Source organism: Veillonella sp. VA137 (genome assembly GCF_003992015.1).
Taxonomy (GTDB): Bacteria; Bacillota; Negativicutes; order Veillonellales; family Veillonellaceae; genus F0422.
The window spans coordinates 26812-49264 of record NZ_RQVK01000012.1 but is presented as its reverse complement, the minus strand read 5'-3'; the positions used below and the strand labels follow the sequence as shown (position 1 = coordinate 49264).

The 22453-nt window shown below is 40.5% G+C and carries 24 protein-coding genes; 1 reads left to right on the top strand and 23 read right to left on the bottom strand.

Going from position 1 to position 22453, the window contains the following annotated elements:
- Positions 1-56: 56 nt before the first annotated feature.
- The 12 genes from tatC to EO116_RS06600 all read right to left on the bottom strand — a co-directional run bounded on the left by tatC (position 57) and on the right by EO116_RS06600 (position 12167).
- Positions 57-911, bottom strand: coding sequence for a twin-arginine translocase subunit TatC (gene tatC, locus EO116_RS06655; protein ID WP_127161163.1), 855 nt, complete (start codon positions 909-911; stop codon positions 57-59).
- Between the two features lie 2 nt (positions 912-913).
- Positions 914-1885, bottom strand: coding sequence for a polyprenyl synthetase family protein (locus EO116_RS06650; protein ID WP_127161162.1), 972 nt, complete (start codon positions 1883-1885; stop codon positions 914-916).
- A complete protein-coding gene (gene yihA, locus EO116_RS06645; RefSeq protein WP_127161161.1) occupies positions 1882-2574 on the bottom strand; it encodes a ribosome biogenesis GTP-binding protein YihA/YsxC in 693 nt (230 codons plus the stop codon). The genes EO116_RS06650 and yihA overlap by 4 nt, the downstream gene beginning before the upstream one ends.
- Positions 2571-4880, bottom strand: a complete 2310-nt coding sequence (gene lon, locus EO116_RS06640; protein ID WP_127161160.1) for an endopeptidase La — start codon at positions 4878-4880, stop codon at positions 2571-2573. The genes yihA and lon overlap by 4 nt, the downstream gene beginning before the upstream one ends.
- A 92-nt stretch (positions 4881-4972) precedes the next feature.
- The gene (gene clpX / locus EO116_RS06635; RefSeq protein ID WP_127161159.1) at positions 4973-6196 is read right to left on the bottom strand and encodes an ATP-dependent Clp protease ATP-binding subunit ClpX; all 1224 of its coding nucleotides are present in this window, start codon (positions 6194-6196) and stop codon (positions 4973-4975) included.
- 12 nt (positions 6197-6208) lie between these two features.
- Positions 6209-6802: an ATP-dependent Clp endopeptidase proteolytic subunit ClpP gene (clpP, locus tag EO116_RS06630; protein WP_206168330.1), complete on the bottom strand. Its 594-nt coding sequence runs from the start codon at positions 6800-6802 to the stop codon at positions 6209-6211.
- Positions 6803-6842: 40 nt separating this feature from the next.
- The gene (tig, locus tag EO116_RS06625) at positions 6843-8171 is read right to left on the bottom strand and encodes a trigger factor (protein WP_127161157.1); all 1329 of its coding nucleotides are present in this window, start codon (positions 8169-8171) and stop codon (positions 6843-6845) included.
- 99 nt (positions 8172-8270) lie between these two features.
- On the bottom strand, positions 8271-8732 hold the full coding sequence (locus EO116_RS06620) for a CBS domain-containing protein (RefSeq protein WP_127161156.1): 462 nt from the start codon (positions 8730-8732) through the stop codon (positions 8271-8273).
- 12 nt (positions 8733-8744) lie between these two features.
- Positions 8745-9644, bottom strand: coding sequence for a hypothetical protein (locus tag EO116_RS06615; RefSeq protein WP_127161155.1), 900 nt, complete (start codon positions 9642-9644; stop codon positions 8745-8747).
- A gap of 14 nt (positions 9645-9658) precedes the next feature.
- On the bottom strand, positions 9659-10138 hold the full coding sequence (rlmH, locus tag EO116_RS06610; protein ID WP_127161154.1) for a 23S rRNA (pseudouridine(1915)-N(3))-methyltransferase RlmH: 480 nt from the start codon (positions 10136-10138) through the stop codon (positions 9659-9661).
- 78 nt (positions 10139-10216) lie between these two features.
- Entirely contained in the window at positions 10217-11053 is an 837-nt protein-coding gene (locus EO116_RS06605) for an MBL fold metallo-hydrolase (RefSeq protein ID WP_127161153.1), read from the bottom strand.
- A complete protein-coding gene (locus EO116_RS06600; RefSeq protein ID WP_370447273.1) occupies positions 11034-12167 on the bottom strand; it encodes a RuBisCO large subunit C-terminal-like domain-containing protein in 1134 nt (377 codons plus the stop codon). The genes EO116_RS06605 and EO116_RS06600 overlap by 20 nt, the downstream gene beginning before the upstream one ends.
- Positions 12168-12613: 446 nt before the next feature.
- Here EO116_RS06600 and EO116_RS06595 point away from each other — a divergent pair, with 446 nt between their 5' ends.
- Positions 12614-13753, top strand: a complete 1140-nt coding sequence (locus tag EO116_RS06595; protein ID WP_370447272.1) for a pyridoxal phosphate-dependent aminotransferase — start codon at positions 12614-12616, stop codon at positions 13751-13753.
- 222 nt (positions 13754-13975) lie between these two features.
- Here the strand turns inward: EO116_RS06595 and atpC are convergent, their stop codons facing one another.
- From atpC to wecB, 11 genes are all read right to left on the bottom strand, one after another.
- Complete coding sequence (gene atpC / locus EO116_RS06590; protein WP_127135749.1) at positions 13976-14233, bottom strand: ATP synthase F1 subunit epsilon; 258 nt, start codon at positions 14231-14233, stop codon at positions 13976-13978.
- Between the two features lie 3 nt (positions 14234-14236).
- Entirely contained in the window at positions 14237-15655 is a 1419-nt protein-coding gene (atpD, locus tag EO116_RS06585) for a F0F1 ATP synthase subunit beta (RefSeq protein WP_127161151.1), read from the bottom strand.
- 22 nt (positions 15656-15677) lie between these two features.
- Positions 15678-16532: an ATP synthase F1 subunit gamma gene (atpG, locus tag EO116_RS06580; protein ID WP_127161150.1), complete on the bottom strand. Its 855-nt coding sequence runs from the start codon at positions 16530-16532 to the stop codon at positions 15678-15680.
- 3 nt (positions 16533-16535) lie between these two features.
- Positions 16536-18071 carry a F0F1 ATP synthase subunit alpha gene (gene atpA, locus EO116_RS06575; protein WP_009353315.1) on the bottom strand — a complete coding sequence of 512 codons (1536 nt, stop codon included), beginning with the start codon at positions 18069-18071 and terminating at the stop codon, positions 16536-16538.
- Between the two features lie 2 nt (positions 18072-18073).
- A complete protein-coding gene (atpH, locus tag EO116_RS06570; RefSeq protein WP_009353260.1) occupies positions 18074-18640 on the bottom strand; it encodes an ATP synthase F1 subunit delta in 567 nt (188 codons plus the stop codon).
- Between the two features lie 4 nt (positions 18641-18644).
- Positions 18645-19139, bottom strand: coding sequence for a F0F1 ATP synthase subunit B (gene atpF / locus EO116_RS06565; protein WP_009353350.1), 495 nt, complete (start codon positions 19137-19139; stop codon positions 18645-18647).
- A gap of 29 nt (positions 19140-19168) precedes the next feature.
- Positions 19169-19441, bottom strand: a complete 273-nt coding sequence (atpE, locus tag EO116_RS06560; protein WP_009353316.1) for a F0F1 ATP synthase subunit C — start codon at positions 19439-19441, stop codon at positions 19169-19171.
- A gap of 20 nt (positions 19442-19461) precedes the next feature.
- A complete protein-coding gene (gene atpB, locus EO116_RS06555) occupies positions 19462-20133 on the bottom strand; it encodes a F0F1 ATP synthase subunit A (protein ID WP_009353413.1) in 672 nt (223 codons plus the stop codon).
- A gap of 14 nt (positions 20134-20147) precedes the next feature.
- The gene (locus EO116_RS06550) at positions 20148-20534 is read right to left on the bottom strand and encodes an ATP synthase subunit I (protein WP_126940435.1); all 387 of its coding nucleotides are present in this window, start codon (positions 20532-20534) and stop codon (positions 20148-20150) included.
- A gap of 9 nt (positions 20535-20543) precedes the next feature.
- Positions 20544-20747 carry an AtpZ/AtpI family protein gene (locus EO116_RS06545; RefSeq protein WP_164723754.1) on the bottom strand — a complete coding sequence of 68 codons (204 nt, stop codon included), beginning with the start codon at positions 20745-20747 and terminating at the stop codon, positions 20544-20546.
- 188 nt (positions 20748-20935) lie between these two features.
- Entirely contained in the window at positions 20936-22081 is a 1146-nt protein-coding gene (gene wecB / locus EO116_RS06540; RefSeq protein WP_127161149.1) for a non-hydrolyzing UDP-N-acetylglucosamine 2-epimerase, read from the bottom strand.
- Positions 22082-22453 lie beyond the last annotated feature (372 nt).

Genomic DNA, 22453 nt, shown 5'->3' with positions numbered 1-22453 from the left:
AAATAATTTCTCCCATAGTATACACTATCATTATGAAAGTAAAATGAACCCCTACTTCATACTTTCAGAATATATCGCAATACAGCATAACTAATTTCATAGAGCAAAATCATAGGTCCCGCAATCATAGTTTGGGATAGCATATCTGGTGTCGGTGAAATGGCTGCACCCACAACAAAGGCCACTAGAATAAACATTTTCCGATATTGTCGTAATCGGTCAGATGAAAGAATACCAATCACGCCCAGAGCAATCAATATAAGTGGAAGTTCAAAGGTAATACCAAATGGTAATATAAAGGCAATGACAAAATCGATATACTGACCTATAGAAAATAATGGTTGTAATTCATCTGTACCAAAGCCAATAAAAAATTGTATGGCCATTGGCAGTACTAAATAATATGAGAACAGTACACCTACTATGAATAAGGTAACGGCTGCAGGCACCACCATAAAAGTTACTTTTTTCTCACCTCTTGATAAGGCTGGCACAATGAATGCCCAAATCTGATAAAACCAAATAGGACTCGATAGAATACAGCCTGCTACTAAGGAAATCTTCATATATGTAAAGAACGCTTCTGTTGGTTTTGTATAATACAATGTTCCAGCTGGTGCCACTAAGATTTGAAGAATGTCTTCCACATAATAATAGGCCCCCAAAGTGCCTATAATAATCGCTACAATGGCTACTACTAAACGCATGCGAAGTTCATCTAAATGGTCTACCACAGACATAGAAGATGCTTCTTCCATAAGTTTTGCTTCCGTCTCTGTATAGTTGTCCTGTTGTAACAAGGCGTCTTGCTCTGCCTGTTGCTGAGCAAGACGCTTTCTTTGCGCTATTACACTATTCAAGGATGGACGTTTCGCACTCATAGTAAAGTCTTTTACTTGAAATTCTTTCATTCTTACACCTTACGGTTCGATAACTTTTCAAGAACAGTTTCTAAAATCTCTTTTCCTTTAAAGGATGGTAATTGCTCTAATGCTATCTCTGCTTGTCTGCGATACATCCCTTCAAGAGCTAACGCTTGATCAATACCGCCTTTAGCAATCACATAAGCCAACAATTCTTTTGTATCTTTTCCCTCACGAATCTCTTCTATCATAGTGGTCAAACGAGAGGTGTTTTCTGGTGTTACGATAGATAATAAGGGATAGGTCAAGATACCTTCTTTTACATCCTTACCTACTGGTTTTCCTGTTGTTACCATTTGCTCACGGTAATCCATCACATCATCGGTAATTTGGAAAGCCATACCTAAGCCATGACCATAGGTGCGTAATAATGAAATATGCTCCTCTGACCATCCGCCAAGAATGCCACCTAATGCCAAGCAGCCTTCAATGAAGTCCGCTGTTTTCTTTTGTGTTTTTAATAGGTATCGGTCTGTACCTTGATCTAATCGGTATACATCTTCCATTTGCATAAATTCGCCTTCTACTAAGGCAGAAATAATTTCAGAAAAAATGGTTAAGCATGGAATGGATCCGATTTCAGCTACAATACCAAACGCTTTGGCAAATAAATAGTCTCCGCTAAGGATTGCCACTTTATTGCCTTTTGTGCAATGAATAGAAGTAACTCCTCGTCGCACTTCTGCTTGGTCTAATACATCATCATGAATGAGAGTAGCCAAGTGCAACATCTCAATCGCTGCTGCCATACGAACTCTATCTTCTTGTTTGGAATCTCCACTCAAGGCAATCAACAAACACAATTGTGCCCGTAATCGTTTGCCGCCCCCTGCTGAAAGAGGACGAATGAGTGCATTAAAATCTTCTGCACCAGTTTGTAGAGATTGTTGCAAATATGTTTCTACACGCTCTAAATCTTTAGATACGCGCAGTTTCATTTGTGCATCTGTAAGAATACTCATTCCTCTTCCCCCAATAAGACCGCATTAATACGCGCTAATAAACGATCACGACCTGTATGCTTTAAAGAACTGTACAAAATTGGTGGATATCCTGTTGGATATCGCTCTTCAATAGTCTTTAACTGTTTTTGTCGCTCGTTCATTTTTAATTTATCCGCTTTTGTTACCACAATTTGTAAAGGGACTCCATGTGATTGCAACCAATCAAAGGCCTCCTGATCAATGGGTAACTCTGGATGACGCCCATCAATGAGTAAACACAATAGCATCATCCGTTCGCTTTGTAAAATATAATTAGCAATGAAAGAAGACCAAATATTAGTATTGGATCCACCTGTTTTAGCATATCCATACCCTGGTAAATCCACTAAGAACCAATCAAAGCGACGTTCCATATCATCTGGTAAATCTTCCTTTGATTCTATACTAAAGAAGTTAATCGTTTTCGTTTTACCTGGCGTACCACTAACCAATGCCAATCCTCTATGATTACACAAAGAATTAATCAAAGAAGATTTTCCCACATTGGATCGTCCCAAGAAGGCAATTTCTATGGTATCACCTTCTGGGTATTGATCCGCCTTCACCGCAGATGCTATATATTTCGCTGCGATGATGCGTGGACCTGTCGTCTCTTTTCTAGTATACACTGGTTTTGGATGGCGTTTTACAGCTGGTTTCTTCTTCATAGTAATGCCTTTTCTAGTACTTCTTCCATCGTCTTTACAGGAGTGATAATCAACCCTTCTTTTACGATATCTGGTAAGTCTTGAATATCCTTTTTATTGCCTTCTGGAATGAGTACTTCTTTCACTCCGTAACGAAGGGCTGCTAATAATTTTTCTTTCAAACCACCGATTGGCAATACTCTACCACGTAAAGTAATTTCCCCTGTCATAGCAATATCAGAGCGCACCTTTTTGCCCGTCAAAGCAGATACGATAGCCAATGTCATCGTAATCCCTGCAGATGGGCCATCTTTAGGCGTAGCCCCTTCTGGTAAGTGCACATGAATATCTAGTTCCTTATGGAATTTTTCTGGCAATTTCAATTCTTTTTGACGATGACGAATGTAGGACATAGCCGCTTGACCAGATTCTTGCATCACTTTGCCTAAGCTACCAGTCAAACTTAATTTGCCTGTTCCTTGCATTGTCGTCGCTTCACATGGCAAAACAACACCACCTACGGAAGTCCAAGCTAAACCATATACAAGTCCAACTTGTGCTTGTTTTTCCCGAGACTCTTCCACAAATTTAGGAGTACCTAGGTAGTCTTCTAAATTCTTCACTGTTACTTTAGGTACTTTTTCACCTTCCGTAACCACAGCAAATGCTAATTTACGGCAAATTTTAGCAATTGTTTTTTCTAATGTACGAACACCGGCTTCACGAGTGTATTCAGAAATCACACGTTTTAACACTGCATCTGACAGTTTGACACCTTGATCTTGTAAGCCATGTTTTTCAATTTGTTTTGGCACTAAGTAGCGTTTAGCAATTTCTAATTTTTCTTCTTCTGTATAACTGCTAAGTTCGATAATTTCCATACGATCCAATAATGGTCTAGGAATATTACCTGCTACATTAGCAGTAGTAATCCAAAATACATCAGAGAAATCAAATGGAATTTCAATATAATGGTCACTGAATGTACTATTTTGCTCAGGGTCTAACACTTCTAATAAAGCGGAAGATGGATCCCCTTTATAATCGGATGCTAATTTATCAATTTCATCAAGCAAGAACACAGGGTTACGAGTACCTGCAGTTTTAAGTCCTTGAATCATACGACCTGGTAAAGCTCCTACATAGGTACGACGATGACCACGAATTTCAGCTTCATCACGTACACCACCTAAGGATGCACGGATAAATTTACGATTCATAGCTTTGGCAATCGAACTTGCTAAGGATGTTTTACCTACCCCCGGTGGTCCTACTAAACACAAGATAGATCCACCTTGTTTACCAGATAATTTGCGCACTGCTAAGAATTCTAGAATGCGTTTTTTGATTTTTTCTAAACCATAATGGTCACCATCCAGTACATCACTAGCTTCTTTCAATTCTAAACGATCATCAGACAAGGTGTTCCAAGGAAGTTGTAATAACCAATCAATATAATTGCGCAAAATATTGGATTCTGGCATCATTTGTGGCATACGGCTATAACGAGTAATCTCTTTATCGATACGTGCATGGATATCTTCAGGTAATTCTAATTTTACCAATTGTTCTCGTAGTTCCTCTGCCTCTTGATCAGGGTCCATTTTATCCCCTAGTTCATCATGAATTGCACGAATTTTTTCTCGCAAGAAATATTCCTTTTGTGCTTTTTCCATAGATTGTCGAACTTGGTTATTAATGGAGTTTTCCATATCCGAAATTTGAAGTTCGGTATTCAAAATACCTACAACCATGTTCAGACGGCGATTAATGGACAGCTCTTCTAAAATGCTTTGGCGCACTTTCAGTTGGAGAGGCACGAGAAAGGCTATTTGGTCAGCCCATTCACTAGCATCCGCGCTCCCCAATACATGATCTAAGCCTTCATCCGTATTCGGTTTGATTACCTCTACCCATTGGGCAAATTTCGATTGCAAAATACGACGGTATGCTTCCTCTTCCATCGGATCTTCATGTATCGATTCTAGTGGAGTTACTGTGGCTTCATAGAATGGTTCTGTAGAAAGAATAGTATCCACATTAACACGGCTTACTCCTTCTACTAAAATACGAACTACGCCCCCTGGTAAACGGAGCATTTGATTTATTTTAACAATTGTCCCAACCTTGCCTAACTCTTCCAAGGTAGGAGTTTCGATACTTTCGTCTTTCTGAGCAGTTACCACTAAATATTGATCTTTATCCATAGCTGCTTTTACAGCTTGCACCGATGTAGTACGACCAATATCTAATTGTGTCACTACTTTGGGAAATACGACAATTCCACGTAGGGGAACCATCGGTAATGTCATAGGTTTAGTTTCCATTGAACCTCCCAGTACTATATGATAAAAAGAAACCCATTCCGCCTTTGAAATGAGTTTCTTTGCCTTTACTATCTGATTGCTTCAGCGTGGACTCATTTATTGAGTATTGGCTCTTCTTCGCCACGAACCGCTTTGTCTGTTACAATGCATTCTTTTACATCTTTCATAGATGGTACTTCATACATCACACGTTTCATAACTTTTTCGATAATGGCCCGTAATCCGCGTGCTCCCGTATTGCGTTCTAAGGCTTCTTTCGCAATCTCACGGAGTGCATCTGATTCAAAGACTAATTTTACATCATCTAAAGACAGCATTTTTTCGTATTGCTTAGTCAATGCATTTTTAGGCTCTGTCAAAATTTTAATTAATGCCTCTTCATCAAGTGGGCTGAGCGTAACCATCACTGGCAATCGTCCGATAAATTCAGGAATTAATCCGAATTTTTGTAAGTCTTCTGGCACAACTTCTTTCAAGATAGAGGCTACATCTTTCTCCTCTTTCTTTTGAATATCTGCACCAAACCCTAATGTTTTTTTTGCAGTCCGTTTCGTGATCACTTTTTCCATGCCATCGAAAGCACCACCGCAAATAAACAAGATATTTGTTGTATCTAAGTGTAACATCTCTTGATTAGGATGTTTCCGTCCCCCTTGTGGTGGCACAGAGGCTACTGTTCCTTCTAGGATTTTCAGTAATGCTTGTTGTACACCTTCGCCAGATACATCGCGAGTAATGGACGGATTTTCTGATTTACGAGCAATTTTATCGATTTCATCAATATAGATGATACCGCGTTCAGCTAGCTCTATATCATGGTCGGCAGCTTGGATTAGTTTAAGAAGAATATTTTCTACGTCTTCCCCCACATAGCCTGCCTCTGTCAAACTAGTAGCATCTGCCATGGCAAATGGTACTTGTAACATTTTTGCTAATGTTTGAGCCAATAATGTTTTACCACTACCTGTGGGCCCAATAAACAGGACATTGGACTTTTGTAGTTCCACATCATCAATGACATTATCATGTTGCAAACGTTTGTAATGATTATATACGGCTACAGACAAGGAAACTTTAGCGTCATCTTGACCAATGACATACTGATCAAGATGAGCTTTAATTTCTTTTGGAGTCGGGATATCGTTTAAATCAAACGTTTCCGGTAGTTCTTCAATTTTGTCTTCCTCAATAATATGCTGGCATACATCAATACATTCATTACAAATGAACACATTAGGACCTGCTATCAATCGTTCGACTTCAGTTTCTGCTCTACCGCAAAAATTACAACGTCTTTCTTTATCGTCTTTATTCAAACCCCTGTCTCCTTATTTTTCTGTTGAGGATGGACGCGTTAACACTTCGTCAATCAAACCATATGCTTTTGCCGCTTCTGCAGACATGAAGTTATCACGATCTGTATCTTGCGCAATGATTTCTATTGGCTGACCTGTATGATGTGCTAATACGCCATTCAATTCTTCTCGTAACCGTAAAATTTCACGAGCGTGAATTTCAATTTCAGACGCTTGCCCTTGCACACCGCCTAAAGGTTGGTGAATCATAATGCGAGAGTGTGGCAACGCATACCGTTTACCAGGTGCTCCCGCTGTGAGCAACAAGGAACCCATACTCGCCGCTGAACCTACGCATATGGTAGATACATCAGGTTTAATGTACTGCATAGTATCATAAATTGCCATACCTGCAGTTACCACGCCGCCTGGGCTATTAATGTATAGGTGAATGTCTTTATCTGGATCTTCCGATTCTAAGAATAGCAATTGAGCTACGATACTATTAGCTACCGTATCATCAATAGGGCCACTCAATAGAATAATTCGATCTTTTAATAGACGAGAATAAATATCGTAGGATCGCTCACCACGACCAGTTTGCTCTACTACGATTGGCACATACATAGACATCTAACACCTCTTATACATGTACCTGCATTAGCAATTATTCAGCTTTTTCAGCACCTTTAGCATTCTCAATGATGAAACGAGCTGCTTTTTTGCGTGCTACGGAACTTGCTAACATAGATACACGACCTTCTTTTACAATGATATCGTATACTTCTTTAGGATCAGCACCGAATTGTTGGGACATAGCAAAGATTTCATAGTTCATGTCTTCTGGAGTTACTTCAACGCCTTCTGCTTTTGCAATTTCATCTAATACTAAGTCAGCGCGAACGTTTTCAGCAGCTGCCGCTTTATTTTCTTCACGTAATTCTTCAATAGTTTTGTTGGAGAATTTCAAGTAGTCTTCTAATTTTAAACCACGACCTTCAAGATTCATTGCTAATTCTTGAACCATTTGTTCAGCGCGGTCTTCAATCATAATTTCAGGGATATCTACTGTTGCATTTTTAACAGCTAATTCTACTAAACCTGCATTGTACGCATCGATAGCACGACGTGCTGCATCATCTTCCATACGTTTGCGAAGATCGGCTACGAATTCTTCTGCTGTATTGTAAGATGGTTCAGTTTTACCTTGACCTACAGATACGGAACGTACGAATTCATCAGTGATTTCTGGTAATTCTTTACGTTTAATATCATGGATATGACATTCAAATTTTGCTTCTTTACCAGCTAATTCTGCTACGAAGTAATCTTCTGGGAAAGATACAGTAACAGTTACATCTTCGCCAGCTTTGTGACCGATTAATTGTTCTTCGAAGCCTGGAATAAAGCTACCAGATCCGATTTGCAATGGGTAGGATTTGCCTTCACCACCATCAAATGCTTCACCATCGATGAAACCTTTGAAGTCGATTGTAGCAAAGTCATCCTTTTGTACAGTTGCATCTTCTGGAGCTGCTACCATTTTAGCTTGTTGGCTACGGATATTGTTCAATTGTTCTTCTACTTGTTCATCAGTGATCGTCGCATCTTGTTTTTCTACTTCTAAACCTTTGTAGTCACCCAAAGTTACTTCTGGTTGTTTTACTACTGTTGCTTTGAAGATTAAATCTTTACCTTCTTCGAATTGTTCACGTTCGATTTCTGGATTGCTAACAGGAACGATTTCGTTTTCACGAAGTGCTTCTGTGTAAGCACGGCCTGCTAATAATTCGAACGCTTCTTCAGCGATAGCTTCTTTACCATAGTTCATTTCCAACACTTTACGAGGTGCTTTACCCTTACGGAAGCCTGGAATGTTAACTTGGCCAGCGATGCGTTTTACAGCTTGTGCAAAACCTTTTTTCACGTCTTCCGCTGGAATTTCAATTGTAATAGATACCTTGTGCTGATCAACAGCAGTTACAGTTGCTTTCATGAAACTATTTCCTCCTTAGGGTATACTGCACCCAAATTATAAGTTTTAATATTGCATTCTTAATATTATCATAAAGTTGTCAATAGTGCAATTATTTCCCTATTTACCTTGTTCTTCTGCGATAAGTTTCATGATATCATGACGACTTACCATGCCAATCAAATGATACGCATCATCAACAACTGGCAAATTTTTCAAATGTTTTTCTACCATAGCCCCTACAGTCGCTTCCACCTCTGCATCTGCATAGGCAGTAATTACTTCTGTAGTCATAATTTCTTCTACATGAATAGCCATCAGTTTTTTGAATTGTCCATCGTATTCACCGATGCCACCGTAGTAAATATTAGCACCTAAAATATTGATGTAATGTGGTGCATGAGGCCGAACTTTTTTATACAATAAGTCCCCTTCCGATACAATACCAATTAATTTGTTCTCTTCATCTACGACAGCAATGGCCGTTAAATTGTGTTTCACCATCAATTTAGCTACATTCGTAATCTGTTCATCTTTACCAACAGTAATTGGGTATTTGTTCATAATTTCTTGTAATGTCATAGTCGGTTCCTCCTATTTCATATATACATACGCAGCAAAGATAGCTATTACTATCGCTGTTACAACCAAAATAGCTGTTAAACTTTTGCGGTTACCACCATCTCCACCTTCTTCTGTGCCTATGTGGTTGCCTTCTTCATCATAATTATGACGATATTGACCTTCTAAGTCCGCATAATCTGTCACATCTTCCACTTTTGCTTGTTGACGTAATTCTTGTAATCGTTTTCTACGCTCTTCTACATCATTGGCTACGGAATGAACTTGCACTTTCATCACATCTTCTCGTAACCCTTCAAGACGCGGTACCATTATTTGCAACCGTTCTACCAAAGCCTTATTAATTTCTACGCAGGAACTCAATACAGTTTGATGCAAGAATAAAATTTGCATCGTTTCTTCTTCCGATACACCTAGTGCCCCTTCTACTACTGCTTTCGCAAGTTCCGTTTCTTTCGCAAGCATATCCACCACTGTAGAAATATAATAATCTACACGGTCAAAAATTTTATTCAATTCTACGTTTTGTTCTAATAATTCGTGTTTACGATGGAATAAATAAGCTGGATTACCACCAGAAGTTTCCATTTGTTGAATCATATTCGCCATATCTACATAGGTATCCAATACGGTACAAATTGTACTTGTTACATTCTCATATTCTCGTATACCATCGAGAACCATATGACGACGTTCTTCTAATATGTTAGATCTTCCCTTTTCTTCTAATTCGACAAAGAGTGCCTCATATCCTTGTACCAGTGTTTGTATTTCACTTTGAATCGCAAGAATATCTTCTTTCCCCTCTGTTAATTCTGTAGAATAGTGTCTCACAAATTCCGGATCTTCTATGGACAATTCCTGTACATCTGCTGACACATAAGTAATTCCTTTTTCAATTGCACTTGCCATGCATATCTCCTTTCCTACCAATGATATGGTTCATTTCGATTAATCTTACAAGTTCTATATAATTGTTCTACCAGTACAAGCCGCACCATTTGATGGGTGAAAGTCATAGGACTGATGGACAATTTCCAGTTTGCCCGTTGTCGCAGCTCTTCAGACACCCCAAAGGCGCCACCAATGAAGAACACCATCTCGCTATGCCCTTGTACTTCTAATTCACTAATCCGCTTTGCCAAGTCCTCGGAACTCATCAGTTTTCCATATACATCCAAAAGCACCACAAAAGACTGAGGCGTAATGTATTTCAATAACCGCTGCCCTTCATCATAGAGTGCTTTTTGCTTATCTGATGGGCTCGGTTTATCCCCCAATTTACTTTCAGGCAGCTCTGTAATCGTCACACCCCCATAAGGTTGTGTTCGCTTTACAAACTCTGCTACCCCTTCTCGTAAATAAGGTTCTTTTAACTTTCCTATGCAATAGATAGAAAATTTCATACTATACTATCTCCTACGACGCTCACTGTATTCCCTCTTCGGAACCATGTTGGCTACTATACATACCAATGGGTGGTATTATTTTCCATCGATACCAATGGATGTATATTCCTTCGGATCCCCATGATATGCAGTAAACCCTTCTTGACCTTGTGTTTTGCACCAAGTTAGCAAGCGCTCTGATAGCTGCTCTACTAAATGGAGAGAATTATTTTGCTCGGAACGATGAGCAAAGACAACTTCCATCCCCTTAGGTCGTCTTAGGGCTGATAATACTTTCATAGCCATTACATTACACAAATGTCCTGATTGGCCTTTTACACGACGTTTTAAATCTGGTGAGTACGGTCCATAGAGCAACATCTGTTCATCATAGTTCGCTTCCAAGACCAATAAATTTGTATCATGCAAATGTGTTAACATTTCCTTTGATACCATACCTGTATCTGTTAGCAAAGCTGCTTTTGTGTGCCCTTTATAACAAGTGACACCAATGGGATCCACCGCATCATGGCTAGTAGAAAATGGTTGTAATACCATATCTCCTATGGTCACTTCTTTCGTCCCTAACGTTTGAAAGCACTCCGCAGATACGCTAAATTTATCCATAAGGCGCCGTGCTGTATTAGGTCTTGTGATAATAGGTAAACCCATTTGTTTAATCATTTGAGGTACCCCTGCAATATGATCAGAATGTTCATGGGTAATGACAATCCCTTCGACTATATGTTTCGGTATCTCTAAATCTTGTAAGGCATTCGTAATCCGCCGGCAACTAATACCTGCATCAATAATCACTGCACTGCGAGAACTGCGAATAATGGTGCAATTCCCTTTACTACCGCTAGCTACGACATGAACTTGTAATTCTTTTTCTTGCAATGTCATATGTCTCCTAGCTTCTTTCCAATACATCTATGAAAGCTTTCATATTCTCTGTTAAATCTGGTCCTCGGCGGAACATATCGCCCCCTACAAGGAACATGGTATCTTTGCCATAAATGCTCACCAACTCTGGCAAACGCGCCTCAGTCACACCACCACCTGGAGATGGACAAGACGATTTCATCGACGCCAATGGTCCACGATTACTATCACAAATTTGACGACATAAGTCTGGTTTAAATGTAAATCGTCCACCATAGGACACAAAAATATTCATATCCCCACCGAAAATACGTGGCAATAAGCCCATCCAAATGGTAGCGGCGATCCCTGATGTACCTGGTAATGTGAATCCACCCATCATAGCAGGATGTACAATTAATGGCAGGTTCAGTGAATCATCCGTAGCCAATCGATGAAGCCAACCAAAGCCGATTAAGGACGGCGCCACCATGAGAGCCGTAGCACCCACTTCTTTTGCATAATGGGCCCGTTCTAGCACGTCTGTGCCATCCCCAGATACATTCGCTGCATAGAGGGTATGATGGCCGCTCTTAGCATTCGCCTCTTGCACCGCATTGGCACAACGTGACACCCGATCTTTGAAAGGAGAAAAGGATTGATTTGTCAATCCATGGTCATCCTTGATCACATCGGCACCGCCCATGGTATAGGCATGACACATACGAGCCAATTCTTCATTGGGCGTACCCATCGGTTTAATAACAGCTTGAATCATAGGACGAGTTGGGGTCTGGCATAATTCTCGAATGCCTGCTAAGCCGAATTTAGGGCCTTGAAATGCGTTTACTAAACTTGGGCACAACTCTATATCCACCACCCAAATGTGTGGTTGCAAAGACGAGTTCCCAAAGACTACATTTAAAAACTGCGTCACTTCCAATCCTGATGTCTCCACCGGATAGGCAATCTTTGCCAAAAAACAATCTTCTGTTTCTGTTAAGGAAAGCAATTGCCCCACCATATGACGGCGTGGATCACTTTCACCTAATAATTCATAAGGAAATTCAATGGTTTGCTCCACCTGTATGGACCAAGCCACTTGCTTCGCCTCTTCATAGGTGGGAACATGCAATGCATAGGTAACGGAAAATGTTTCCATTGGTGACTCCTTTCCCATCATTACAACTGTATCTATTCTATCTTGTGAGTATCTTCGTGAAAGCCTGTTACATTCTACTAGGTTGTAACAATTCTTCGAGACTATTTCTCTATTTTTATAGTATGACATAAGTTCCTATGAAATGCTATGTCATACATACAATTATACACTATATGCAATAAAAAAGAACCTATAATCGACTAGGTTCTTTTCTAAGAATGTGGTACACTGTTACTATTGTTAACACTATCATTCTACTAGGTCTTGTATAACTACATATGACCTCTGCCGAGTACCATTATGTAAGATATACCATTCCTATACTCGTATAAGATATATGATACATACTATATCGTGCTTTGTATTTGGTATATCGTTTATTATACATCCCACATTGAACATCGCATATAGAGATACAGCCGTATCGGAAAGGACAATCTATGAACTGGAACAATTATCTTTCAACTATGACACAAACATTACCCCCTTCTGGGATTCGCAAATTTTGGGAAAAAGCCATGGCTATGGACGATGTCATCTCCCTCTGCGTGGGGGAACCCGATTACATACCTCCTCAACCTGTGCTAGATGCATTGGTAGCCAGTGTGGAGCGAGGGGAAACAAACTACTCCCCCAATGCTGGTATCTTGCCACTACGCGAAGCTATTAGCAATTGGTATAACCGCCGTTACCACGTACACTACGACACGGATGAAATGATGCTTACTATCGGTGCTAGTGAAGCCATCGATTTATCCTTGCGTGCCCTCTTAAACGAAGGCGATGAAGTGCTCATCCCGAATCCATCCTATGTAGCTCATCAAGCAGAGGTCCACATGTGTGGTGGCAAGGCTATACCTGTACCGACGCATTTAGAAGATGGCTTCAAACTTCGTGTAGAAGAGTTAGAAAAGCTTATAACGGACAAAACAAAGGCTATTTTGATGTGCTATCCAAGCAATCCTACAGGAGCCATCATGGACTATGAAGATCTATTGCCTATCGCCGAGTTCGCGAAAGCCCATGATCTAATCATCATCTCCGATGAAATTTACTCGGAGCTCACCTACCACAAGGACCATGTATCTATGACGTCCTTGCCGGGCATGAAAGAGCGCACTATCATCTTAAACGGTTTCTCCAAGTCCTATGCTATGACAGGTCTTCGCATCGGCTTCCTTTGTGCACCTTCTGAGTTTATTACAGCTTGCATTAAATTGCACCAGTACAGCATCGTTGCACCTGCTACACCAGTACAACACGCTGCCATCGTAGCTCTAAACGAATGCGACGACTCCGTTATCGCTATGCGACAAGATTACTTAGAACGACGTGACATGATCGTGAAAGGCTTCCAAGACATGGGCCTACCAATTGCCGTTCCAGAAGGAGCTTTCTATGTGTTCCCAGACATTTCTCAAACTGGTCTGTCCGACGAAGATTTCTGTGAACAATTACTAGAGCAACAACATGTGGCCGTTGTACCAGGGTCTGCCTTCGGCACCTGCGGTGCTAACCGCATTCGTTGTTCCTATGCGTCCTCTAAGGAAACTATCCAAGAGGCATTACGTCGTATTAAGTTATTTTTAGATACTGTCCATAATTAATATATACATAAAACAACATTGGGAAATAAATGTACTCATAGCAATTTTCTTCTATTGTATATGGTACTATCTATGTATGTATCACCTTATTCATGGAACCGCTTAATTGCTTTATACCTTATCCTAAATAATATTTAAATAGCTATTCATACCATAAAAGGGTTGTACCAACACTACTACAGTAGTTCGGTACAACCCTTTTTCTATCTCTTCGATATGTAATTAAGCACGTTCACAAGAGGCTGTCGTAATATACACAGAGTTGTTTTCCACTTCGAGGAATCCCCCAGGAAGGATAAACTCTTCACGTTTGCCCTCATGGTCAATGCGAATTGCCCCTGGCGCCAAAGCGCTCACTAAAGGCATATGATGTGGTTGGATACCAAACTCTCCATCAAGAGCTTTTCCTACCACCATCGTTGCGTCTCCAGAAAACACTGTTTCATCAGGAGTAATAATTGTTACATGCATGGTACTCATAGATTATTCTCCTTTCCCTAACATGTCCCTTCCTTTGGCAACAGCTTCATCGATAGTTCCCACCATGTAGAAAGCACTTTCAGGTAAGTCATCATGTTTACCTTCTAAGATTTCACGGAAACCACGCAATGTTTCTTTCAATGGCACATATTTACCAGGACTGCCTGTAAATACTTCGGCTACGAAGAATGGTTGACTCAAGAAACGTTGAATTTTACGAGCACGAGCTACGGTCAATTTATCCGCTTCAGACAATTCTTCCATACCTAAGATGGCAATGATATCTTGTAAATCTTTGTATTTTTGAAGTACTTCTTGCACGCCACGAGCTACGGAGTAATGTTCTTCCCCTAATACTAATGGATCCAAGATACGGCTTGTGGAATCCAATGGATCCACGGCTGGGTAAATACCAAGTTCTGCAATGGAACGAGACAATACTGTAGTAGCATCCAAGTGAGCAAATGTGGCTGCTGGTGCTGGGTCAGTCAAGTCATCGGCAGGTACATACACGGCTTGTACAGACGTAATGGAACCTTCTTTTGTCGATGTAATACGTTCTTGTAATGCCCCTACGTCATTGGCCAATGTTGGTTGGTAACCAACGGCAGATGGCATACGACCTAGCAAGGCGGATACTTCGGAACCAGCTTGGATGAAACGGAAAATGTTATCTACGAATAACAACACGTCTTGTTGTTGTACATCACGGAAATATTCCGCCATTGTCAAACCTGTTAAAGCTACACGCATACGAGCTCCAGGAGGCTCATTCATTTGCCCATATACAAGAGCTGTTTTGGACAATACGCCAGACTCTTTCATTTCATTCCAAAGGTCATTCCCTTCACGGGTACGTTCACCAACGCCTGCGAATACGGAGTAACCACCATGTTCTGTAGCGATGTTATGAATCAGTTCCATGATTAGAACTGTTTTACCTACACCGGCACCGCCAAATAGACCGATTTTACCACCTTTTACATATGGTGCAATTAAGTCTACAACTTTAATACCAGTTTCTAAAATATTAGTTTCTGGCGCTAATTCATCAAATTTTGGAGCAGCACGGTGAATTGGCCAGTATTCATTCACTTTCACTTCTGCTGGATCGTGGTCTACTGTTTCGCCTAATACGTTGAAAATACGACCTAATACACCATCACCAACAGGAACGGAAATAGCGGCACCTGTGTCCACTGCTTCCATACCACGAGTCAATCCATCAGTGGAACTCATGGCTACACAACGAACTGTGTCATCCCCTAAATGTTGCATCACTTCTACAACAATCTTAGATGCTTGTTCGTCGCCTTTTGTAATAGTAATTGCGTTGTAAATAGCAGGCAATTCACCTTTTGGAAAGACTACGTCTACCACCGGTCCAATAACCTGAACTACTTTACCTATATTTGTACTCATATACGAGATACTCCTTTATCTATTATTGCAATGCGTTTGCACCGCCTACGATTTCAGAAATTTCGTTAGTAATACCTGCTTGGCGCAACTTATTGTATTCTAAGTGCAAGGTACCAATCAATTCGCCTGCATTATCTGTAGCGGATGTCATGGCCGTCATACGGGCACCTAATTCACTAGCCGCCCCATGTAGCAATGCATTATATACAGTGCTTTCCACATAGGCTGGCAACAATTGTTCCAATACAGACCCTTGGTCCGGATAGAATAAACTTTCACCGGCCTCTGCTGCATCGGACTCTAATGAAAGAGGTAATAAGCGCTCATGAGTCACTTCTTGCAATAAGGAGTTCACAAACTTAGTGTATACCAATACCACTTCATCCACCTCACCAGACAAGAACATTGTTTTTACTTGTTCCACAATGTCTTGGGCATGATGAAAGCCTGGTTTATCAGAAAAACCTTGCAAATCAGATACTACAGAATAGCCATGGCCTGTGAAATATTCCGTTGGCTTGCGGCCCACTGTAAATAAACCATAGGCATCTGTTGGCGCATCCTTGAGCAAGGATTGCACGTATTTAATGATATTACTAGTATAAGCACCAGCCAAACCTTTATCCGCACCTACCACCACATAGGCTACCTTATTCACAGGACGAACTGTGAGTAGCGGTAAATCTGCGCCCCCATCTATAGAGGACATGCTTTGATGCAGCATGTGGCGGAGACGTTCAGTATAAGGTTCAGTACCTTTCGCTTTTTGTTGTGCACGACGTAGACGAGCAGATGCTACCATCTTCATAGCTTTTGTAATTTGCTGCGTATTAGTGACACTTTTTATACGCTTGCGTAAGTCTTGTGCACTACTCATAGATTACGCCTCCTCTGGTAATAATTCGTGAGTAGCACCAAAGACATCAATACATTCTAAAATCGCTTGTTGCAATGTTTTTTCTGTATCTTCTTCTAATTTCTTAGTATCTCTAATTGATGCTAATACATTGGCATAATTACCATGTACATAGTGTAATAAAGCATCTTGGAATGCTGGTACATCATGCACAGCTAATCGTTTGAAATAGCCATTAATACCTGCATATAAACATACCACTTGTTCTTCTACTTTTAACGGAGAGTATTGTGGTTGTTTCAACATTTCAGTTAAGCGTTCACCACGATCTAATTGTGCTTTTGTGGAGGCATCTAAATCGGAACCGAACTGGGCGAAAGCCGCTAATTCACGATATTGTGCCAATTCCAAGCGCAATTTACCAGCTACTTGTTTCATCGCTTTAATTTGCGCACTACCACCTACACGAGATACGGATAAACCTACGTCAACTGCTGGACGAACGCCAGAGTAGAACATATCTGTACCCAAGAAAATTTGTCCATCGGTGATGGAGATTACGTTCGTTGGGATATAGGCAGATACGTCACCTGCTTGTGTTTCGATAATTGGTAAAGCTGTAATAGATCCGCCACCCAATTCATCAGATACTTTTGCCGAACGTTCCAATAAACGAGAATGTAAGTAGAACACGTCACCAGGGTACGCTTCACGTCCTGGAGGACGACGTAACAACAAACTCATTGCACGATAGGCAGCAGCTTGTTTTGTTAAATCATCATATACGCAAAGTACATGTTTACCTTGGTACATAAAATGTTCACCCATAGCTACCCCAGAATATGGTGCTAAGTACTGCATAGGAGCCCCTTCAGAAGCACCAGCAGACACAACGATTGTATAGTCCATAGCCCCTGCTTCTTCTAATTTTTGTACTACACGAGCTACAGTAGATTCTTTTTGACCAATCGCTACATAGATACAAATCACATCTTGTCCTTTTTGGTTCAAGATCGTATCAATAGCAATCGCTGTTTTACCAGTACCACGGTCACCAATGATCAACTCCCGTTGACCACGACCGATTGGTACCATCGCATCAATGGCTTTCAAACCAGTTTGCATTGGCTCAAATACAGATTTACGATCTGCAATACCAGGTGCTGGGTATTCTACAGGACGATATGTTTCTGCCACAATTTCACCTTTACCATCGATAGGTTGACCAAGGGCATTCACAACACGACCAATTAAGCCATCTCCTACAGGAACCTGCATGATGCGGCCTGTACGGCGCACTTCATCGCCTTCTTTAATCAAGAAGTCATTACCTAGGAGAACGGCGCCTACATTATCTTGTTCTAAATTGAGTACCATGCCATATACGCCATGAGGTAACTCTAACAATTCGCCAGCCATGGCTTTTTCAAGACCGTAGATATGCGCAATACCGTCCCCTACTTCCAGAACAGTTCCTACGTCATCTACGTTTAATTCAACATTATAGTCCTGAATCTGCTGTTTAATAATGGCAGTAATTTCTTCAGGCGTCATTTTCATAATTAACCATTCACCCCAATCTTATTGGTACTTGCATTAAGCAATGATTTTTTTAATTCTTCCAATCGTCTAGCCATACTTCCATCAATCCGAGTGTCTCCCACTTGAATGACCATGCCACCTAAGATGGATGGATCCACATGTTCTTCGATGACACATTCTTTGCCAGTGATCTCTTGTAACTTACGCAATACTTTTTCCCGCATTGCCTCTGAAAGTGGTTCTATAACCGTTACTTTCGCTTCCAAAATACCGCGACTTTCACGGGAGCGTTTTACGTAAGCACGAGCTGTTTCCATGATATAGGGACTGCGACGGCGGTCCACCATAACATTGAGAAAATTCATAATCAATGGATGCACTTCACTACCAAAGATTTGTTGTAAAATTTTCTTTTTTCCCGCTACTTCTAACATAGGATTGATTAAAATTTGGCGTAATTCCTCATGGGTGGAAAATAAATCTTGCACATAGGAAAGATCTGTATCAAATTGTGGTAACAAACCTGATTCCTGTCCTAATTCAAATATAGCGGAGCTATATGTTTCTGCAATTCTTTCTACACTCATCGTATCACGACCTTATAGTTGTACTATCAAGTTTTGCAATGGTATCCTCTACAAGAGCTACATTATCAGCACTGGAAAAGTCTTTTCCAATTAACTTACCAGCCACTTGTACAGACAAATTCACAACTTCTGCGCGGATTTGTTGCATTGCTTTTTCCCGTTCCCGTTCAATTTCTTGGCGGGCGATTTCTTTTTCTTTCACTAGTTGAGCTCGTAACTCTTTGATTTGTGCTTGTGATTCTGCTTCTGCTTGTTGTTTTGCGGTCTCGATAATCCCTTGTGCTTCTTTACGAGCTTCTTGCAATTGCGCTGTATATTCAGCTTTCAACGCAGCCGCTTCTTCTCTAGCTTGTTCTGCACTGGTAAGATCATTCTCAATGCGACGTTTCCGTTCTTCCATGGTTTGCAATAACGGTTTATACGCATACTTTGCTAAAATCAACACTAGCACAATAAAGTTCAAAATCTGAAGTACGAGTGTGCCGTTTAAATCTACCAACGGTCATACCTCCTCTTAGCTAATGTCTATTATTTAAGTAAGTCTACCAATGGGTTTGCGAACACTAATACAATCGCGATAACTGCTGCGATAATAGGCACCGCTTCGATTAAGCCTACAGAAATTAACATATTTGTAAATAATTTACCAGATTGTTCTGGTTGACGAGTCATACCTTCTAAAGCTTTACCAGATACAAGACCGTCACCAATACCTGCACCAATCGCAGCTAAACCAATTGCTAAACCAGCGCCAATGGCAGAACCAACCAATACATACGCTTTTGCTAATAATAATTCCATTATGATTTCCTCCTAAACTATTAATGTCCATCTCCAATTGTCATCCCCAAATACGAGGTAACGAGCATGGCAAAAATAAACGCTTGAATAATACCGATTGCTAGACTAAAGGCTAACCATACGATAGGAAGTACATAGGGTACCAAGGCATATAATAATTCTAAAAGAATTTCTCCCGCTAGTATGTTACCAAACAAACGGAAGGCTAATGTGACAGGTTTCGCTATTTCTTCCATTAAGTTGATGATGATAAATAATTTAAATGGCTGCACAAAATGCTTAAAATAGCCAATTCCTTTGACTTTCAAGCCTACAATCCATACAAGAATTGAGCTTGAAATGGCTAATCCCAAGGTGGTGTTAATGTCATTTGTTGGCGATGCCAAGATATGCGGACTTGGAATCAAGCCCAATTCATTACTCACCAAAATAAACAGAAAATACGTAAATAGGATGGAGCTTAAAAACTTCCACTGATTGCCTAGGTTCGTTTTAAACTGACCAGTCAATCCTTCTAGCACGCCTTCCATCACATTTTGAATCCCCTGTGGTACCATGGCCCGTGACCGTGTAGCTAATAGTGTGACTACAATAATGATTGCCATCACTAACCACGTCATGTATAGCGTATCCATATTAAAGGATATGCCCATCCATTGAACAACATGATGATGCCCTGCATGTAACTCCATATTCCCACCCCCTTTCACATAGATGATTCCCTATTACGTTGACGTACATACATACTATACTCAACATATTGCATAGGAACAAACACACAGATTCCGCCTAGTACACCTTTCATGGAAATAGAAGGGATCTGCGTGCTTATGCCTACTAACAATACGATTAAGCTAAACCGACTCATAACACCAATCCAAACTCGACGTTTCACATCGTCTAAGGTGGCGCCTTTCATCTTGTAGGTTTGAAAGGCTAAATACAAGAAATATACAACATATGTCATCATGCCCCATAGCCAACCCGTGATGTGCTGAGTCCAGTCCAGTATCCATAACACGACTACACCTAGTATAGCCACTGACAGTATCCATCGGCAATGACTTTTGATATAGGTTATATATTCTTTCATACAGTCTCCTTACATACACTGACGTATGACACCGTAGAGGCCTAGAAATCCACCGATTAATCCACCTAGGAGCACGCCCCAAGGGTGCGTTCCCACATAGTGATCAATGGCATAACCAAGACCCATACAGATACCGATAGAACAAAGTATGGTAAATCCCGTAGTTGATGCTTTGGAGATAGCCATCCATAGATCTGATTTTTCTTTCCCCATAGACATACCTCCTATACCTCTAACATCGTAGATTATACCACCAATGAAAACAATTTTAACAATATATAAATTTTATATCTATCAAAACTTTCCATACGATTTGATTCAAAACCGTGTACATTCCTCAATTACACAGTCAATGAAAGTAGCTATCAACTTAATTATAACTAGAATGCATACATCGACTATTATTTTCCAAAGGACGATGGTTTTTCTTGATGCTCAAAAAATTCATGCCGTAAGGCTTGTACAATTCGTTCTGATGCTAATCCATCCCCATAAGGGTTCACTGCATTTGACATAGTAGTATACATTTCTGCATTCGTAATTAACTCTTTAGCTGTGGAGTATACAGTTGCTTTATCAGTGCCCACTAATTTTACTGTACCTGCTTGGACTGCTTCAGGTCGCTCTGTGGTATCACGAAGAACTAGTACAGGTTTACCCAAAGATGGCGCTTCCTCTTGAATACCACCAGAGTCTGTCATAATAAGGTAGGTCCGATCCATTAAGTTTGCAAATGGTTCATATTCCAATGGCTCAATCAAATGTACACGCGGCATATCACCTAGTACCTCTTGTACAATACTGCGTACCTTTGGATTTCGGTGCATAGGGAAGATAACTTCTACCTCTTCATGTTCTCCAATAATATCACGAATTGCCTCATACACATTGCGCATTGGATCGCCTAAATTCTCACGACGATGAGTGGTCACCAAAATAACCTTTTGGTTCACGTAATCAATTTTGTTCAGCAACTCTTCCTTGAATGTATACTCTTCCTTCACCGTTGTACGTAATGCATCAATAACCGTATTTCCTGTTACATACAAGTGATCTGGATTAATATTTTCTTTCAATAAGTTTGCTTCTGATGTAGTGGTAGGTGCAAAATGGTAGGTCCCAATAGCACCGGTCAACTTACGATTCATCTCCTCAGGAAATGGAGAGTAAATATTACCCGTCCGAAGACCTGCCTCCACATGCCCAACAGGAATCCCCTCATAAAATGCCGCTAGCGCCCCCACAAAAGTAGTGGTCGTATCGCCATGAACAAGCACCACATCAGGCTTTGCTTCTTTCAATACCTCTTGCAGTCCCATTAAGGCACGACAAGTTACATCATACAAGGTCTGTCCTTGACTCATAATATTTAAATCATAATCAGGTGTTATAGAAAACAAATGCAACACCTGATCTAACATTTCTCTATGCTGTGCCGTTACCGTAACGATGGACTCCATATCAGGCGCTGCTTCCAAAGCCTTAACAACTGGTGCCATCTTTATTGCCTCAGGACGTGTCCCAAATATGGTCATGACTTTTAACATAGTACCTCCCACATATTTCGTTTACTTCCTTTACCATGAAAGCCGTCATATACAAACTTTCCTAAATCACTTTATTAAGCTTTTTCAATTATCTCTATTGTATCATGTACAAGCCTTCCATACTAGTAGAAACTGCAAAGAAGTATATCCAAACAAAATACCATGCCCCATTCCCTCACAGAACGAGCAAACACTAGGCAAAACGCCATAAGCGTAAGCGACATGGCGTAATATACTTAATTCTACAAACACTAGAAAGCGTGGCACCCCCTCTCCTACAGAGTGAGCAAACACTAGGCAAAACGCCTTTAGCCGCGAAATAGATTATCTAAGGCATATGGCATTTCATTACTAACATTAAGAAAACGCAAA

Coding starts and splice junctions, on each gene's coding strand:
- EO116_RS06545 (WP_164723754.1), bottom strand. CDS start 20,747: ATGGGGAAAGAAAAATCAGATCTATGGATGGCTATCTCCAAAGCATCA.
- EO116_RS06650 (WP_127161162.1), bottom strand. CDS start 1,885: ATGAGTATTCTTACAGATGCACAAATGAAACTGCGCGTATCTAAAGAT.
- EO116_RS06550 (WP_126940435.1), bottom strand. CDS start 20,534: ATGAAAGAATATATAACCTATATCAAAAGTCATTGCCGATGGATACTG.
- atpG (WP_127161150.1), bottom strand. CDS start 16,532: ATGAGTAGTGCACAAGACTTACGCAAGCGTATAAAAAGTGTCACTAAT.
- rlmH (WP_127161154.1), bottom strand. CDS start 10,138: ATGAAATTTTCTATCTATTGCATAGGAAAGTTAAAAGAACCTTATTTA.
- clpP (WP_206168330.1), bottom strand. CDS start 6,802: ATGTATGTGCCAATCGTAGTAGAGCAAACTGGTCGTGGTGAGCGATCC.
- EO116_RS06605 (WP_127161153.1), bottom strand. CDS start 11,053: ATGTATTGGAAAGAAGCTAGGAGACATATGACATTGCAAGAAAAAGAA.
- atpD (WP_127161151.1), bottom strand. CDS start 15,655: ATGAGTACAAATATAGGTAAAGTAGTTCAGGTTATTGGACCGGTGGTA.
- EO116_RS06595 (WP_370447272.1), top strand. CDS start 12,614: ATGACACAAACATTACCCCCTTCTGGGATTCGCAAATTTTGGGAAAAA.
- atpE (WP_009353316.1), bottom strand. CDS start 19,441: ATGGAATTATTATTAGCAAAAGCGTATGTATTGGTTGGTTCTGCCATT.
- atpC (WP_127135749.1), bottom strand. CDS start 14,233: ATGAGTACCATGCATGTAACAATTATTACTCCTGATGAAACAGTGTTT.
- EO116_RS06620 (WP_127161156.1), bottom strand. CDS start 8,732: ATGACATTACAAGAAATTATGAACAAATACCCAATTACTGTTGGTAAA.
- atpB (WP_009353413.1), bottom strand. CDS start 20,133: ATGGAGTTACATGCAGGGCATCATCATGTTGTTCAATGGATGGGCATA.
- EO116_RS06615 (WP_127161155.1), bottom strand. CDS start 9,644: ATGGCAAGTGCAATTGAAAAAGGAATTACTTATGTGTCAGCAGATGTA.
- yihA (WP_127161161.1), bottom strand. CDS start 2,574: ATGAAGAAGAAACCAGCTGTAAAACGCCATCCAAAACCAGTGTATACT.
- lon (WP_127161160.1), bottom strand. CDS start 4,880: ATGGAAACTAAACCTATGACATTACCGATGGTTCCCCTACGTGGAATT.
- EO116_RS06600 (WP_370447273.1), bottom strand. CDS start 12,167: ATGATGGGAAAGGAGTCACCAATGGAAACATTTTCCGTTACCTATGCA.
- tig (WP_127161157.1), bottom strand. CDS start 8,171: ATGAAAGCAACTGTAACTGCTGTTGATCAGCACAAGGTATCTATTACA.
- atpH (WP_009353260.1), bottom strand. CDS start 18,640: ATGAGTGTAGAAAGAATTGCAGAAACATATAGCTCCGCTATATTTGAA.
- tatC (WP_127161163.1), bottom strand. CDS start 911: ATGAAAGAATTTCAAGTAAAAGACTTTACTATGAGTGCGAAACGTCCA.
- wecB (WP_127161149.1), bottom strand. CDS start 22,081: ATGTTAAAAGTCATGACCATATTTGGGACACGTCCTGAGGCAATAAAG.
- atpA (WP_009353315.1), bottom strand. CDS start 18,071: ATGAAAATGACGCCTGAAGAAATTACTGCCATTATTAAACAGCAGATT.